Annotated in this window: 17 protein-coding genes and 1 pseudogene; 8 read left to right on the forward strand and 10 right to left on the reverse strand. The window is 71.9% G+C overall.

Features of this window, described 5'->3' with window-relative positions; genetic code table 11:
• Nucleotides 1-12: 12 nt before the first annotated feature.
• Nucleotides 13-1,494 (forward strand): annotated as a pseudogene (locus AB0J74_RS31080) (glycine hydroxymethyltransferase); the annotation flags it as partial.
• Between the two features lie 224 nt (nt 1,495-1,718).
• Here the strand turns inward: AB0J74_RS31080 and AB0J74_RS31085 are convergent.
• The 4 genes from AB0J74_RS31085 to AB0J74_RS31100 form a co-directional block, all read right to left on the reverse strand.
• Nucleotides 1,719-2,702, reverse strand: coding sequence for a beta-ketoacyl-ACP synthase 3 (locus tag AB0J74_RS31085; protein WP_363454261.1), 984 nt, complete (start codon nt 2,700-2,702; stop codon nt 1,719-1,721).
• Between the two features lie 162 nt (nt 2,703-2,864).
• Entirely contained in the window at nt 2,865-3,296 is a 432-nt protein-coding gene (locus tag AB0J74_RS31090; protein WP_363454431.1) for a hypothetical protein, read from the reverse strand.
• Nucleotides 3,297-3,369: 73 nt separating this feature from the next.
• Nucleotides 3,370-4,242, reverse strand: coding sequence for a M48 family metalloprotease (locus AB0J74_RS31095; RefSeq protein ID WP_363454263.1), 873 nt, complete (start codon nt 4,240-4,242; stop codon nt 3,370-3,372).
• Entirely contained in the window at nt 4,239-4,619 is a 381-nt protein-coding gene (locus AB0J74_RS31100; protein WP_363454265.1) for a BlaI/MecI/CopY family transcriptional regulator, read from the reverse strand. Before AB0J74_RS31100 ends, AB0J74_RS31095 begins: the two co-directional genes overlap by 4 nt.
• Nucleotides 4,620-4,927: 308 nt before the next feature.
• On the opposite strand from AB0J74_RS31100, the gene AB0J74_RS31105 reads away from it, so the two are divergent.
• From AB0J74_RS31105 to AB0J74_RS31120, 4 genes are all read left to right on the forward strand, one after another.
• Complete coding sequence (locus tag AB0J74_RS31105) at nt 4,928-5,224, forward strand: hypothetical protein (protein WP_363454267.1); 297 nt, start codon at nt 4,928-4,930, stop codon at nt 5,222-5,224.
• Between the two features lie 12 nt (nt 5,225-5,236).
• Nucleotides 5,237-5,761: a phosphatase PAP2 family protein gene (locus AB0J74_RS31110; RefSeq protein ID WP_363454269.1), complete on the forward strand. Its 525-nt coding sequence runs from the start codon at nt 5,237-5,239 to the stop codon at nt 5,759-5,761.
• Nucleotides 5,762-5,805: 44 nt separating this feature from the next.
• Entirely contained in the window at nt 5,806-6,375 is a 570-nt protein-coding gene (locus tag AB0J74_RS31115; protein ID WP_363454432.1) for a VTT domain-containing protein, read from the forward strand.
• An 86-nt stretch (nt 6,376-6,461) separates the two neighbouring features.
• Nucleotides 6,462-7,994 (forward strand): glycosyltransferase, encoded by a 1,533-nt coding sequence (locus AB0J74_RS31120; RefSeq protein WP_363454271.1) that lies wholly within the window; start codon nt 6,462-6,464, stop codon nt 7,992-7,994.
• 155 nt (nt 7,995-8,149) lie between these two features.
• On the opposite strand, the gene AB0J74_RS31125 is transcribed toward AB0J74_RS31120, so the two are convergent.
• Complete coding sequence (locus AB0J74_RS31125; RefSeq protein WP_363454273.1) at nt 8,150-9,133, reverse strand: glycosyltransferase family 2 protein; 984 nt, start codon at nt 9,131-9,133, stop codon at nt 8,150-8,152.
• Nucleotides 9,134-9,231: 98 nt separating this feature from the next.
• Here AB0J74_RS31125 and AB0J74_RS31130 point away from each other — a divergent pair, with 98 nt between their 5' ends.
• Nucleotides 9,232-9,879: a hypothetical protein gene (locus AB0J74_RS31130; protein WP_363454275.1), complete on the forward strand. Its 648-nt coding sequence runs from the start codon at nt 9,232-9,234 to the stop codon at nt 9,877-9,879.
• On the opposite strand, the gene AB0J74_RS31135 is transcribed toward AB0J74_RS31130, so the two are convergent.
• A complete protein-coding gene (locus tag AB0J74_RS31135) occupies nt 9,876-10,256 on the reverse strand; it encodes a RidA family protein (RefSeq protein ID WP_363454277.1) in 381 nt (126 codons plus the stop codon). The genes AB0J74_RS31130 and AB0J74_RS31135 overlap by 4 nt on opposite strands.
• Nucleotides 10,257-10,336: 80 nt before the next feature.
• Here AB0J74_RS31135 and AB0J74_RS31140 point away from each other — a divergent pair, with 80 nt between their 5' ends.
• Together AB0J74_RS31140 and AB0J74_RS31145 are read left to right on the forward strand one after the other, a co-directional pair.
• Nucleotides 10,337-10,699 (forward strand): YciI family protein, encoded by a 363-nt coding sequence (locus AB0J74_RS31140; protein WP_363454279.1) that lies wholly within the window; start codon nt 10,337-10,339, stop codon nt 10,697-10,699.
• Nucleotides 10,696-11,907 (forward strand): sigma-70 family RNA polymerase sigma factor, encoded by a 1,212-nt coding sequence (locus tag AB0J74_RS31145; RefSeq protein WP_363454281.1) that lies wholly within the window; start codon nt 10,696-10,698, stop codon nt 11,905-11,907. Before AB0J74_RS31140 ends, AB0J74_RS31145 begins: the two co-directional genes overlap by 4 nt.
• Here the strand turns inward: AB0J74_RS31145 and AB0J74_RS31150 are convergent.
• The 4 genes from AB0J74_RS31150 to AB0J74_RS31165 all read right to left on the reverse strand — a co-directional run bounded on the left by AB0J74_RS31150 (nt 11,904) and on the right by AB0J74_RS31165 (nt 15,384).
• Nucleotides 11,904-12,527 carry a hypothetical protein gene (locus AB0J74_RS31150; protein ID WP_363454283.1) on the reverse strand — a complete coding sequence of 208 codons (624 nt, stop codon included), beginning with the start codon at nt 12,525-12,527 and terminating at the stop codon, nt 11,904-11,906. The genes AB0J74_RS31145 and AB0J74_RS31150 overlap by 4 nt on opposite strands.
• Nucleotides 12,524-12,655 (reverse strand): hypothetical protein, encoded by a 132-nt coding sequence (locus AB0J74_RS31155; RefSeq protein ID WP_275407654.1) that lies wholly within the window; start codon nt 12,653-12,655, stop codon nt 12,524-12,526. The genes AB0J74_RS31150 and AB0J74_RS31155 overlap by 4 nt, the downstream gene beginning before the upstream one ends.
• 97 nt (nt 12,656-12,752) lie before the next feature.
• The gene (locus tag AB0J74_RS31160; RefSeq protein ID WP_363454285.1) at nt 12,753-14,021 is read right to left on the reverse strand and encodes a cytochrome d ubiquinol oxidase subunit II; all 1,269 of its coding nucleotides are present in this window, start codon (nt 14,019-14,021) and stop codon (nt 12,753-12,755) included.
• Nucleotides 14,022-14,025: 4 nt separating this feature from the next.
• A complete protein-coding gene (locus AB0J74_RS31165; protein WP_363454287.1) occupies nt 14,026-15,384 on the reverse strand; it encodes a cytochrome ubiquinol oxidase subunit I in 1,359 nt (452 codons plus the stop codon).
• Nucleotides 15,385-15,435 lie beyond the last annotated feature (51 nt).

The raw sequence follows: 15,435 nt of genomic DNA on the forward strand, positions 1-15,435 counted from the left end.
GCGGTGGAGACGATCGTCGGTAGGTATCTCGGTGCGGTCGACCGCGGACAGCTCGACCCGTCCGCGATCGGGTTCTACGCCATGCTCGACGCGGTCCGCGCGGTCGACCCGGGCATCGCGGCGGCGACCGTGCAGGAGCTGCTCGACCAGCGGTCCCACCTCAAGCTGATCGCCTCCGAGAACTTCAGCTCCCTGGCCGTGCAGGCCGCGCAGGGCTCGCTGCTCACCGACAAATACGCGGAGGGCTTCCCGGGCCACCGGTTCTACGCCGGCTGCGACAACGTCGACACGATCGAGGCGACCGCGGCCAAGCTGGCCACCGACCTGTTCGGCGCGCAGCACGCCTACGTGCAGCCGCACTCCGGCGCCGACGCCAACCTGGTCGCGTTCCTGGCCATCCTGGCCACCCGGGTCGAGGCCGACGTGCTGGCCAAGCTCGGCGGCCCCGACGCGCCGGCCCGGTTGCCGCAACTCGACGCGGCGCAGTTCGCCCAGTTGCGCACCGAACTCAACAACCAGCGGCTGCTCGCGATGGACTACTACTCGGGCGGGCACCTAACCCACGGCTACCGGTTCAACATCTCCAGCCGGATGTTCGAGGCGCACTCCTATGCCGTCGACCCGCAGACCAAGCTCCTCGATCTCGCCGCGGTGCGCGACAGGGCCCGCGAGGTGCGGCCGTTGATTCTGCTCGCCGGCTACTCGGCGTACTCCCGAAAGATCAATTTTGCGGAGTTGCGCTCGATCGCCGAAGAGGTCGGCGCGACGCTGATGGTCGACATGGCCCACTTCGCCGGCCTGGTCGCGGGCAAGGTGTTCACCGGCGACTTCGACCCGGTCGCCCACGCGCACGTGGTCACCACGACCACGCACAAGACGCTGCGCGGCCCGCGCGGCGGCATGGTGCTCTGCACGAGCGAGTACGCCGAGGCGGTCGACAAGGGCTGCCCGGCCATCCTCGGCGGCCCGCTCTCGCACGTGATGGCCGCGAAGGCGGTGGCGTTGCGCGAGGCGTCGAAGCCGGAGTTCGCCGACTACGCCGCCCGGATCGTCAGCAACAGCCAGGCGCTGGCCGACGGGCTGCTCAAGCGCGGCGTCCCGGTCCTCACCGGCGGCACCGACAACCACCTGCTCCTGGTCGACGTCGAAGAGGGCTTCGGGCTCACCGGCCGCCAGGCCGAGCAGGCGCTGCGCGACTGCGGCATGACACTCAACCGCAACAGCCTGCCGGGCGACCCCAACGGCGCCTGGTACACCAGCGGGCTGCGGCTGGGCACGCCGGCGCTGACCACGCTCGGCATGGGTCCGGCCGAGATGGACGAGATCGCCGACATCATCTCCCGGGTGCTGGCCGCCACCTCCCCGGCGCAGGGCGAGGGCGGCAAGCCGGCCAGCAAGGCCAAGTTCAGCACCAGGCCCGACGCGGTGCACGAGGCCGGCAAGCGGGTGCACGCCCTGCTCTCGCAGCACGTGCTCTACCCCAACCTCGACCTCGACCACGTGCACCCGGCCGACTTCGGCCTGACCGCCTTCGAGCACCGGGGTGCCGCGGCCTAAGGCCGTGTCCTGTCGAGCATCGTGAGCCGAGACGGAGGCCAGATGTCGTCTGGTGGTGGCTCGGGGTTGCCGGGATACCGGTGTTGTATCTCGGTGATCCCGAGCCGCCGCCAGGCGGCATCTGGGCCCGTCGCAGGCCGCGATGATCGGCAGGACACGGCCTAGGGCAGATCGACGACCATCGCCGAGTAGGAGAGGCCCGCGCCGAAGCCGACGAGCAGCGCGGGGCCGTGCGGGGCGTCGGGCGCGGCGAGCATTGCGTCCAGCGCGAGCGGGATCGAGGCGGCCGACGTGTTGCCGGCCGTCTCGATGTCGCCGGCGACCACACACGACGGTGGCAGGCCGAGGTCGGCGGCCATCTTGTCGGTGATCCGGGCATTGGCCTGATGCGGTACGAACGCCGCCAGCGACGACGGGTCGAGCCCGGCCACGGTCAGCGCCGCCCGGGCCGTCGCGGTGACCTCCTGCACGGCCCAGCGGAACACCTCCGGCCCGGCCATCGTCATCGTCGGGTAGAAGTCCGGCTTCTCGCGCATGCTCGTCCACGGCTCCTGGTGGCCGATCAGCCCGGCCCGGGAGCCGTCGGACCCCCAGACCACTGGGCCGACCGAGGGCTCCGGTGCCGGGCCGACCAGCACCGCGCCGGCGCCGTCGGCGAACAGGAAGGCCAGCGAGCGGTCGGTCGGGTCGATGATGTCGGTCATCCTCTCGGAGCCGATCACCAGCACGTGCCGGGCGCTGCCGGCCCAGATCAACCCGTCGGCGACCGCGATGGCGTGGCAGAAGCCGGCGCAGGCGGCGCCGAGGTCGATGGCGGCCGCCCCGGCCGCGCCGACCTGCTGCGCGACCTGCGGTGCGGCGGGCGGGGTCTGCTGGACCCGGGACATGCTGGCCAGCAGGACGGCATCGACGTCGGCCGGCTCCAGCCCGGCGCGATCGAGGGCCTGCCGGCCGGCGGCGGCCGCCATGCTGACCACGGTCTCGCTGTCGTCGGCGAAGCGCCGGCTGGCGATGCCGGAGCGGCGTCTGATCCACTCGTCGGTGGAATCGATGCGTGTGCAGATCTCGGCGTTGGACACGACCCGCGCGGGCCGGTACCCACCGACGCTGAGCAGCCGGCTTCCGCCTACCGCGGCCACCCGCATCGATCACCCCCTCGGCCCGGTTCTGCCTAAGAGTCATTCAAGCCACCGGCACGGTCGGTCGGGCCGTTTTGCGCAAACGCCCCCCGCCGCGGCCGAGCACGCCGGCGGCGGGCGCGAAGAAAGCGGTCCAGCGGTCGGCCCAGACGCTGCTTGAGCCAGCCGTCAGCCACGCCAGCGGTAGAAGATCCGCACCGCGTCGTCGATCAGCAGGGACAGGCCGATGCCCAGCAGCCAGCTGTCCTTGGCCAGCGGGATGCCCTGTTCGGTCGGGCGCAGGCTGCCGTCCAGCCGCATACCCGGTGTCCGCAGGTAGAGGCCGACGAGTCCGGCCGAGAACCCGGTCAGGGTGAGGCCCGCGATGCCTTCCGGGATCAGCGGGAACAGCAGCACCGCTCCGACGGTGATCTCCGCGGTCGCCAGCATCCGGGCGAACTTCTGTGGCTCCATCTCGCCCATGAACGGGTATGCCGTCGAGGCGAACCCGTGCATGCCCTTGGCCGCGGCGTCGTCGGCGCCGCGTTTGGTCAACCCGGAGTTGAGCACGAACGCGCCCGTAGCGAGTCGAAGCGGCAGTTGGTGCGCGAGGTCTCGCATGAGCAACACGTGACTCCCCCTTGTTCGCGCGGTCAAACTGTCGCCTACCCGCTCGAACCGGAGACAAACGGTCTTACGCGGCGCCCAACCAGGCGGCGGCGAGGGCGGCGAACTCCGCGGCTGCCACCAACGTGACCACGCCGATGCCGGCGACGACCGCGGCGGGCAGGAGCAGGCGGGTCCAACGGCCGCGCGGTGCCGGGCGGCGCAGCGCGTGCACCCGGTCGACCACGCTCGTGCCGCCGAGGGCGAGCACCGGGCTGGCCGCGAGCGCCGCCTTGGCGACACAGCGTGCGACCAGCCCGCGGTCGCCGACCTGCACGGCGGCCTCCTCGTCGGCCCAGCGTTCGGCCTGGTAGGCGACCGCGTCGCGGAGCGGCACCAGCAACGGGTTGACCGCCGCGGCCGCCGCGGCGGTGGAGACCAGCCGGTGGTGCCGGTGCCGGAGGTGGGCGCGTTCGTGTGCCAGGACCACCCGCCGCTCACGGCCGTCGAGGGCGCGCAGCAGGCCGGTGGTGATGAGCACGTGGCCGGGGCGGCCGGGCACGGCGACCGCGTGCGGCGCCGCCCAGTCGGCGACCACCAGCCCGTCGGCCCGGGGCCGGCCGGCCGCGCGCAGCCGCTCGGCGGTGTCGCGGCGCAGCCGGCGATCCCGGACCAGCCGGACGGCACCCCAGCCGAGCAGGCCGGCCGCGACCAGCGCGATCGGGCCCGGCACCGGTTTGGGCAGCCCGGGCAGGTGGTCGAGGGCGGCGAGCGGCGGCACGTCGTCGAGCAGGGTCAGGGTCAGAAATCCGAGGCAACAGGTGTACGCGGCCGCGGCGCCCGCGGCGGCCAGGGCGAGGCCACGGGTCGCGACGGCCGGCGGCGCGCGCCGCACGGCGAGCCCCGACACGGCCACCAGCAGCAGCGAGAGCAGTGCGGGCAGGTAGACGGCCAGGGTCATGGCGCCTCCGGCGGCTCGGCGAGCAGGGCGCGGAGCGTACGCGCGTCGTCGTCGTCGAGTTCGGCGGCGAACCGCTGGAGCACCGCCGAGCGGTCGGGCCGGCCGGCGAGCGTGGCGCGCATCCGCCGGGCCGCTTCGGACGCCTCTTCGTGTTTCACCCAGTAGACGTGGCCACGCCCCTGCGCCTGGCGCTCGACGACGTCTTTCTCCAGCAGCCGGATGAGGATCGTCTGCACGGTGTTGTAGGCCAGGTCGTGGCCGAGCGCCCGCTGGACCTCGGTCGCGCTGAGCGGCCCGCCGGCGGCGGCGAGCGTCGCGAGAATCTCCGCTTCGAGCGCGCCATGCGGCCGGCGGCCGGCACCCGCGTTCACGGCCATCGATCCACCTCCGTATTCACCCTAACGCCCAACGCTGGTAGCGGCCGTCAGTAACGAAGCTAGCACCTACATGTTGTAGGAGCTGGTACCGAAGGGGCGATCATGCGCGACTACGCGGACGTGTTCCAGGATGCGGCCACGGCGGCCCGCTACGACGAGGAGGCCTACGCACCGGACGGCTGGGCGGCGGCGGTCGACGACCGGGGGGTGCGCCTGCGGCGCTGGCTGCGGGCCCGGGCGCGGCCCGTACCCGGTGAGTTGCATCTGATCGTCGAGGGATGCCCGACCGCGACGCGGGCTAGCTGCTGGTGGAGAACCACGGGCCGAGCGGCTCGCTGCGCGGTCTCGGGCGGCGCCGGCACCGCGCCGACCGCTCGTTCGCCGAACTGTGCCACCGGCGGGTCGCCGACCTGCTGGCCGGGCACGGCTTCGAGATCGTCGCCAGGCACGGTTTCGGGCTGGCGCCGGCGGGCAGTTACCGGTCGGGTTGGTCGCGGCCGCTGGCCCGCGCGGTGGACGCGCTGTCCGTCCACATCCCGCACGCGGCGGTGGCGACCACCGCGGTCTACATGGCGCGGAGATTTGACAGCACCTACAAATTGTAGGAGCTTGGGCGGGTGAACTACCGCACCTTCGAGGCGATAAACGGCCTGGCCGGGCGCGTCGACGGGGTCGACGACCCGGTCGAGTTCGTCGCGGTCTGGCTGATCTTCGGGGTGTTCGCGGTAGCCGCCGGCCTGTGCCTGCACGCGCTGCTGCGGCGCCGGTTCCGGCCGGTGGCCGAGGTGTGCGCCGCGCTGGCCCTCGCGTTCCTGGTCGGGCTCGCGGTCGGCGGGCTCGGCCTCGAACAGCGGCCGTTCCAGGCGCACCCGGTGCACCAGTTGATCGCCCACGCCCCTGGCACCTCCCTGCCCAGCGACCACGCCACGGCCGCCTTCGCGGTCGCCCTGGCCGTCACCGTTTTCCTGCACCGGCGTTGGGGGCTCGCACTGCTGGTCGCCGCCGTCCTGATCGGGCTGGCCCGGATCTGGGTCGGGGTGCACTACCCGGCCGACATCCTGGCGAGCCTGGTCATCGCCGCCCTCGCGGTCGGCGTGGTCGTCCTCAGCCGGCGGCTTCCCGCTGTCGCGGAACGGCACTGACCGTGGGTTTTGTCAACCCGGAATGGCTGATCTCCACGTTCGGGATGCTGGGCATCCTGGTCGCGGTGTTCGCCGAGTCCGGCCTGCTGATCGGCTTCTTCCTGCCCGGCGACTCGCTCTTGTTCACCGTCGGGCTGCTGATCGCCGACGGCCGCTATCTCCACCTGCCGCTCTGGCTGGCCTGCGTGCTGATCGCCGCGGCCGCCGTCGCCGGCGACCAGGTGGGCTACCTGTTCGGCCGCCGGGTCGGGCCGCGGTTGTTCTCCCGGCCGGACTCCAAGCTGTTCAAGCAGCAGAACCTGGAACGCGCGGCCGAGTTCTTCCAGCGGCACGGCGCCCGCTCGATCGTGCTCGCCCGCTTCGTGCCGGTCGTCCGCACGTTCACGCCGATCGTGGCCGGCGCGAGCCGAATGCCCTACCGCACCTTCGTCCTGTTCAACGTCCTGGGCGGGGTGCTCTGGGGCTGCGGCGTCACGATCCTCGGCTATTTCCTCGGCCAGATCGCGTTCGTGCACTCGCACATCGAGTTGATCCTGATCGGCGTGGTCGCACTCTCGCTGGTGCCGATCGGCGTGGAAGTGCTCCGGGCCCGACGGCGTCGCGTCTCCCGCTGACCGGGGGCCACCTCGCGTCCACCGCCCCGTAACGCGGGGACGCTATCCTTCGCGCCCGTACGCTCGGCGCCGCTGAAGGGTTGGTCATGAACGCCATTCCGCGGGTGCTCCGCAACGACTGGTCGACGGTGGCCGTGCCCGACCTGGCCGGCTGGCAGCCCACGAAGACGGTCAGCGTGATCATTCCGGCCTTCCGCTGCCAGGCCACCCTCGACCTGACGCTGGCCTCGCTCAGCGCTCAGACCTACCCGGCCGACCTGCTCGAGGTGGTCGTCGTCGACGACGGCTCCGAGCCGGCGATCGAGCTGCCGGCGATCCGCCCGGCCCGCACCACGCTGCTGCGGGTCGGTGCCGGCTGGGGCCGGGCCAACGCGCTGGCCTGGGGCGCCCGGCACAGCAGCGGCGAGATCCTGCACTGGCTCGACGCCGACATGGTGGCCTACCCGGAGCATGTCGCCGCCCAGGCCCGCTGGCAGCACGTGCTCCCCTACGCGGTGACCCTCGGCTACAAGCGCTTCGTCGACCCGGAGACCCACGGCCCGTGGCCGGCGCCGGCGACCGTGGCCGACGCGTGGCGCACCGGTGCGGCGGCCGACCTGTTCGGCGGCTCCGCGGGCGAGCCGCACAGCTACGTCGAGCGCTACATCACACAGACCGACCAGTTGCGCACCGCCGACCACCTGGCGTTCCGGATCCACGTCGGTGCCACCGCGGCGGTGACCCGCGAGCTCTACGAGGCGGCCGGCGGGTTCGACACCGACCTGCGGCTGGGTGAGGACACCGAGTTCGGCTACCGGCTGGCCCAGGCTGGCGCCGTGTTCGTGCCCGAGCCGGCGGCGCGCAGCTGGCACCTCGGCCGCACCCAGGTGATGAAGGCCCGCGAGCAGGTGGCCCGCTACAACGCGGCGTTCTTCGCCGACCGGATCCCGTACCCCCGGCACACCCGCAAGGTCGGCGGCACCGTCTGGACCGTGCCGCTGGCCGAGGTGGTCATCCCGGTCGGCGACGAGTCGCTGGAACGGGTCCGGGCGGCGGTCGACTCGGTGCTGCACGGCACCGACCTCGACGTACGCGTCAACCTGCTCGGCGCGTGGGACAAGCTCGACGACGCCCGGGTGTCGCCGCTGGCCGACCCCGACCTCGACCGCCGGCTGATCGCCGCCACCTACCGTGGCGAGCCCCGGGTCCGCCTGGTCACCGAGCCGGTGTCGGCCTTCCCCGCGCCCTACCTGCTGGAGCTGCCGCCGGCCTACCGGCTCGCGCCGGACAGCCTGCGGCATCTGGTCGAGCTGGCCGACCACCACCGGGTGGGCCTGATCCGGGTCGGCAACGACGAGCCGGTGCTGCTCTGGCGCACGGCGGCGGTACGCCGGGCGGAGTTCGTGCGCGCGACCGGCGAGTCACGTGCGGCCGCGGTCACCGCCGTCTACGGCAGCCGTACCGAACCCGCGGACGCCGTCGGGATCACCGTCGAGGGCGGCGCCGCCGGTGACGGGCGGCGCAGCCGGCCGATGCCCTCGACGATGGAGGTCGGCGGCGTGCGATCGCTGGCCCGGGCCGCGGTGATGGTCGCCTCGCTGACCGGCCGCCAGCTCAAGTCGCGGCTCGGCCGCCGCTAGGCGCATCGGTAAGCCGACGCCGCCACCAGCCCGAACTCGGACGTGACCCTAGGCCTCAGCCCTCGCCGCCGACTCGGACCCGGCGCCAGGCCTCAACCACCGGCGCGACCTCCGCGCCAAGCCACCACCACCCGGCGCCTACTCCGCGCCGGGGCTCAACCGACCGGGGCCGCGACCCTTGCCGGCACGGGCTCGCGCCCGGCCGAGCGGCGCCGGCGGAGCACCCTGTCGCGCAGGGTGGCCCGCAGGGTCGGTGGCAGCAACCACACCTGCAGGAACGTGACGTAGTCGAGGAAGCCGGGCCGGCCGTGGGTGCGGGCCTCGCGAAGCAGCGACCGGAACACCCGGAAGCTGCCGGTCGACGCGGCCATCGAGCTGATCACCGCCAGCGTGACCGCGGCGTAGGCCCGCGGGGTGAACAGCGACCGGTTGCGCCGCGACCAGTCGAACATCCGCTCCCACGGGGAGGCCAGGCTCAGCCGCGGCCGGTCTTCGTCGGTGTGCCAGATGACCAGTGGCTCCGGCGCCACGAGCAGGTCGACGCCCTCTTCGGCCAGCGCGCGCAGCGTCCAGTCGAGCTCCTGCAACCGGGGCAGGCCCACGGTGAACGGCACCCGGCGCAGCAGCTCGGTCGGCGCCATGATCATCGAGGTCTGCACGAAGCCGTCGCCGTGGAAGAGGCCGCGCCGGACGGTCAGGTATTCGCTGCGCGGCTCGCCCGGGTCGGGCAAACGGCGGGGCATGACGAAATCCGCCCGCGGCGTACGGTTGATCAATCTGCTCGTGACGATCGGCAGCGGGACGCGCGCCGACTTGGCCAGTTCGAGTTGCACCGCCAGCTTCTCGGGCAGCCACTCGTCGTCGTCGTCGAGCATCGCGGTCCAGCGGCCCTGCGCGACCCGTACGCCGGTGTTCCGGGCGTTCGGCGCACCGCCCTGGCCGGGCAGCACGATCGTGCGCAGCCGCCGGTCGCGAAGCGCACCGAGCGCCGCGACCGTGGCGTCGTCGGGACCGTCGACGACGACGATGACCTCGATGTTGTCGAAGGTCTGCGCCAGCGCGCCCCGCACGGCCCGGACGACCAGTTCAGGCCGCGAGTGCGTGGGGATGACCACGCTGACTTCAGGGATCGCCGACATGTGGCGGAACGTATCGAGGCCGCTCGACCAGCAGGTGAAGTCGACATGGGCAGTAGGTGTCCGCGCAGCGGCACGTAGGTCGCGCGTAGCGTTGAGTGATGTTGGCACAGCCCGCGCAGTCCCTGACCGACCTGTTGCTCGGTCTGGTCGTGCTGGCGCTGGCCATCGCCCTTTACCGCCGGAGGGTGCGGTCGAGCCACCACTATTGGGAGTACGCCCTGGGCTGGCTCGCGGTGTCCGCGTTGGGCGGTTTCGTCCACCACGGCTTCCTTGTCCGGTGGCCAGCGGTCGCGACGGTGAGCTGGACGTTGATCAGCGTCACGGTCGTGCTCGGCGTCTCCTACCTGCTCGCCGCCACGGTGGAGGAGGTGCTCGGCCCGGGCCACCGACGGGTCTTCTGGTTGCTCCGGGCGGCCGGGCTCGCCGCGTACCTCGGTCTGGTGATCACCACCGGGGCCGGCATCGGCGCGCTGGTGGCCTGTGAGTCGATCACCTTCGCGTTCATCATCGGCCTCTGGGCCTGGGCGGCCCGACACCGGCACCCGCTGGGGCTGCCGGTGCTCATCGCGATCGTGGCCAGCGCCGCCGCGGCGGGCACGAAAGTGCTGTCCGACGACGTCACCGGCTTCGTCAACCTGGACAACGACTCGATCTACCACCTGGCCCAGATCGTCGGCATCGTGCTGCTCTACCGCGCGGTGGCGACGACCCGCCGCACCCAGAAGCCGGCTCCGGTCGCCTCTTAGCCGGCCACCGCCGCGACGGCCTCGATCTCGATCAGGAACTCCGGTCGGACCAGCCCGGCCACCCGCACCAGCGAACTGGTCGGCGGCCTTGACAGGTCGACGAACTCGTCGCGGACGGCGCGGACGGTCGCCAGTTCGGCCGTGTCGGTGACGTAGATCGTCAGCTTGAAGACGTCGGCCCAGGTCGCACCGCCGGCCTCGAGCGCCGCGCCGACGTTGCGCATGACCTGCCGGGTCTGCGCCGCCCAGTCGCCCTCGACCACCGACCCGGCCCCGTCGACCGGCACCTGGCCGCTGGTCCACACCAGGCGGCTCCCGGCGGGCAGACTAGCGACCTGGCTGTAGCCGTTCGGGTTGGGCAGCGAAAACTCGATCATGGTGGAGATTCTCGCACCGGGTGTCGATCCGCCGCGCCCGCGTTCGTGTAGGTATTGACCACGGATCGGAGGCATTCCGGATGAGGTACTACCTGCTCAGCGTGCAGCAGCCCGGCGACGGCACCCCGCTGCCGCCCGACCGGCTCGAGCCGATCGCCAGAGACGTCAAGGCCGTCGACGAGGAGATGCGCGCGGCCGGTGCCTGGGTCTTCGTGGGTGGCCTGCACCCGCCGAGCACCGCGACCGTCGTCCGCCACGACGGCGACGAACTGGTGATCACCGACGGACCCTACGTCGAGGGCAAGGAACACGTCGGCGGACTGGCCATCGTGGCGGCCGCCGACCTCGACGAGGCGCTGGACTGGGGCCGCCGGTATGCCCGGGCCACCCGGCTGCCGATCGAGGTCCGTCCGTTCCGGGAACCGGGGGGCCATCTGGAGTGACAGCGGTGCGAGCCGCGGAGATCGAGCAGATCTTCCGGGCCGAGTACGGCCGTGCGGTCGCGGTTCTGGTCCGCGTCTTCGGTGACATCGACGCCGCCGAGGACGCGGTCCAGGACGCGTTCACCACGGCCGTACGCCGCTGGCCGGAGACCGGCCTGCCGCCCAGCCCGGCCGGCTGGATCATCACCACCGCACGCAATCGCGGTATCGACCACGCCCGCCGCGAGGCGACCCGGGAATCCCGCTACGCCGAGGCCGCGCTGCTGTTCCCGACCCTGGAGCCGGCGGAGCCGGATCCGGTCGGCGACGATCGGCTACGGCTGATCTTCACCTGCTGCCACCCCGCCCTGGCGCTGCCGGCCCGGGTGGCGCTGACGCTGCGGCTGCTGGGCGGGCTGACCACCGCCGAGATCGCGCGGGCGTTCCTGGTCGAGGAGCCGACGATGGCGCAGCGACTGGTCCGGGCCAAGGGCAAGATCCGTGACGCCGGCATCCCCTACCGCGTGCCGGCCGCGGCCGAGCTGCCCGAGCGACTGCGCTCGGTGCTCACGGTGCTCTACCTGATCTTCAACGAGGGCTACACCGCGACGTCCGGCGACGAGTTGACGCGGGAACCGCTCAGCGCCGAGGCGATCCGGCTGGCCCGGCTTCTCTCGTCGCTGCTGCCCGACGAGCCCGAGGTGGCCGGCCTGCTGGCGCTGATGCTGCTGACCGACGCCCGCCGGGCGGCCCGCACCACGGCGGAGGGTGATCTGGTGCTGCTGGCCGACCAGGACCGGAGCCGCTGGGACGCCGCGCTGGTGGCCGAGGGACGGGCGATCGTGCGGGGCTGCCTGGCCCGCAACCGGCCCGGGCCCTATCAGATCCAGGCCGCGATCAGCGCCGTGCACACCGACCCGGGCGCCACCGACTGGCGGCAGATCGTGGCGCTATACGACCAGTTGCTGGCGATCGCGCCGAGCCCGGTCACCGAGTTGCACCGCGCGGTCGCGGTCGCCGAGGTCGAGGGCGCCGAGGCCGCCCTGGCGATCGTGGCCACGCTCACGCTCGACCGCTACCACCTCTACCACTCGGTCCGCGCCGACCTGCTGCGCCGGGTGGGCGCCGACGATGAGGCGGCACGGGCCTACACCGAGGCGATCGCGCGGACCGCGAACGCCGCCGAGCGCCGCTTCCTGGAACGCCGGCGGGCCGAGATCCAGAGCTAGCGGGCCAGGAGGCCGGAAACGTCGACCGGCGGGTACGCGGCGACCATCGACGCGCGGTCCGGGAAGATCCGGGCCGACGGGAACCGGTCGGCGAGGGTCTGCTGCCACTTGCGCGGGTGTCCGAGGTAGAGGACCAACTCGACGGTCTTCACTACGCGGCCGTCGGGCAACTCGGTGCGCCGCCGTTCGTCGAAGATGTAGCGCGACTCGCCCAGTGCCTTCACGAGGTTGGCCTGGGTGGGCATCGCGTACTCGAGCGCCTTGATCTCCGAATATTGCGCCCGGAAGCCGCGCTCGCCCATCTCGACCCGGCCCCACGCCTCGACCACGCCGGTCACCACGCACCCGGGGTGCAGCACCGACGACTCCGCCAGTTGCTCGTCGTCGGGCCGGTGGCAGGCGTAGATGCCGCACGCGCAGTCGCTGTGCGGTGCCGCGTGATCGGTGGCGGGGTCCCGACAGATCGCGCGCATCGGCGAGTGCCAGACGTGGTTCTGGGTCACCGACTTGAGCTTCATGTCGAGCGTGACCTCCCACTGCCGGTAGCCGCGCACGGTGCCGGCCACCAGGGTCGCCGGCCGGTCGGAGCTGAACTGGTCCTGGAAGGGCGAGCGGGTCACGTGGTTGCCGGCTCCTTGACTGGCGCCGGCTCGACCGGAGCGGGGATGGCGGGCTCGACGGGGGGCGCGAACGGGTCGCCCGTGAGCGGAGCGAACTCGTACTCGTGGGTCTCCTTGCCGATGTCCATGACGGGCAGCGTACAAGCCTCTGACCTGCGTATCCTCGCGCGGGCGTCGGACTTCCGCCCCAGGCACAGACCACTTAAGTCGGAAATATCCGAAGTGTTAGCGGGGACGGCGCAGTATCTCGCGCAGCGAACGGCCGGATACCTCCGGCGCCGGCCGTTGCGCCAACTCCACCGGGCCGACCGCGCGGAAACCGACCAGCATCGCGATTCCCAGGAAAATGAGACCAAAGATGTGCGCCACAGTCGGCTCGGCGATGGTGAGCAGCACGAACCCGGCGATGAAGAACCCGATCCCGGTCTGCGCCGCGTGCTTGCGCCGCTCGCGCGACACCGCGCCGGCGGTGGCCGACGGCGGCCCCTGCGAGGTCGGGTCGAAGCGGCCGGCCAGGGTGAGCCGGAACAGCAGCACGAGGCTCGGGAAGAGCACCACCGCGCCGACCGCGAGCGAGACGATCAGCGCGATCAGCGTGGTGTCCGACGCCGCCGCTGCCTCGACCGTCAGCGTCGTCGGCAGCAGGTAGGGCCGTTGCGCCACCGCCCAGCCGATGATGACCGCGGCCACCGCCAGCGCCGCGCTCACCCGGGCGGCGGTGAACCGGCGCAGCACCACCAGGCCCATCGCGACGAGGCCGGCGACGCCGCTGACCACCACCGGGACCAGCCCCCAGCCCGAGGTCAGCCCGTCATAGAGCCGGGGCGCGTCGGAGCGCACCACGAACAGCCCACCCAACGCGAGCCCGCCGGCCACCACCCCGGAGATCAGCGCTCGGCCGTGGAACGACTCGACCAGCAACGGTTCGCGCAGGCGTTCGGCATCGGCCGCCAGGAACACCGCGGCGAGGAACGCGCCCGTGGCCACGGCCAGGAACCCGGCGATGATCGACGTCGGGCCGGTCCAACTGCCGACCTCGGCGCCGAGCGCGTTGCCGGGCGGCACCCGGCCGCTGGCGATCGCGCCGATCACGGTGCCGAGCATGTATGGCGTCATGATCGAAGCGGCCGCGAACGACAGGTCGATGTAGCGCCGCTGCCGCTCGTTGGCCGCGTTCTGCAACGCGTAGGACATCCCGCGCAGGATGATGCCCAGCGCTGCCAGGAAGATCGGAATGGCCAGCGTCGAGAAGATCGCCCCGAACACTTGCGGGTACGCCGTCCAGAGCACCGTGATGACCAGGATCAGCCAGACGTGGTTGGCCTCCCAGACCGGCGCGTTCGCGTGGTGCGCGTGGTCGCGGATCGCCCGGGCGTGGGCGCCACCGCCCGCCGAGAGCTGCCACACCCCGGCGCCGAAGTCGGCTCCGGCCAGCAGGGTGTAGAGGATCAGGCCGATCACGACGACGGCGGCGGGGATGATCTGCAGGGCCATTGCGCTACTCGGTGCGACTGAGCGGATGCACGGCGTCCGTGTCTTCGGGTGTGGGCGGCATCGGCGAGCGGGCCAGCCTCACCAGGATCCAGCCGACCGCGATGACCAGCGCGAGATAGACCGCGGCGAGCGCGCCGTAGCCGACCGGAATGCCGGAGGCGCCGGTGACCGCGTCCGCGGTGCGCATGTATCCGTACACCACCCAGGGTTGCCGGCCGACCTCGGTGGTGATCCAGCCGGCGAGCAGCGCGACGATCGAGAGCGGTGCGCACAGCACCACCGCGCGGTAGAACCAGGGGCTGCCCGGCAGCCGGTGCCGCCACCAGCGGAAGAACAGGAAGAACGCGGCCACCAGGGCCATGAAGGTGCCCGCGAAGACCATGCTCTGGAACGAGTAGCGGACCACGTTGACCGGCGGCTGGTCTGCCAGCGGCACGGTGTCGAGCCCCAGCACGGTCGCGTTGATGTTGTGGAACGCCAGCAGCGACAGCAACTTGGGTATGCCCAGACCCCAGATCACATCGCCGTTCTGATACCAGCCGAGGATGTGCAGCGCCGCGCCCTTGGTGGTCTGGCCCAGCCCCTCCATCGCGGCCAGCTTGATCGGCTGGTTCTTCGCCACCTCGCGGGCGGCCCAGTCACCGACCAGGATCTGCACGGGCGCGGCGACCGCGGCGGCGGTCATCGGCACGGTGAACGCGGTCCGCTCGTAGCGGCCCCATCGTCCGCGCAGCGCGTAGACCGCGTACGACGCGGCGACGAGGAAACCGGTGACGATGAACCCGGCGACGTACATATGGATGAACTCGTGCCAGAAGAACGAGTTGGCGAACAGGGCCTTGGCCGAGTTCGACGAGATCACCCGGCCGTTCTCGAACGTGAAGTGACCCGGGTGGTTCATCCAGCCGTTGACCGAGATCACCATGAACGAGCCGATCACACCGGCGACCGCGATCGGCAAGCCGGAAAGGAAATGGGCGCGGGGCGAGAGCCGGTTCCACCCGTACACGTAAATCCCGATGAAGATCGCTTCCAGGAAGAACGAGAAGCCCTCGATCGCGAAACCCAGGCCGAAGACGCCGCCGAAGGTCGCGGTGAAGTTCGGCCAGAGCAGGCCGAGTTCGAAGCTGAGAATGGTGCCGGTCACGACCCCGGCCGCGAACAGCGCGACCAGGACCTTCGACCAGCGCCGGGCCAGGGTGCGGTAGAGCTCGTCGCCGGTGCGCAGGTATCGCCACTCGACGAAGAGCACCAGCGCCGGAAACGCGATGCCGATGCAGACCAGCGGGATGTGCACCACGAACGAGAGCGCCTGCATCTGGCGCGCTTCGAGCAGGTAATCCTGCGCCAAGATCTCGGTCATCGCCAGGTCACGCTACGCGTTGGTAGCCCCCTGGCGTGGGCAAACGGCGAA

This window comes from Asanoa sp. NPDC049573 (assembly GCF_040676615.1).
In the GTDB taxonomy this organism is placed as follows: Bacteria; Actinomycetota; Actinomycetes; order Mycobacteriales; family Micromonosporaceae; genus Asanoa.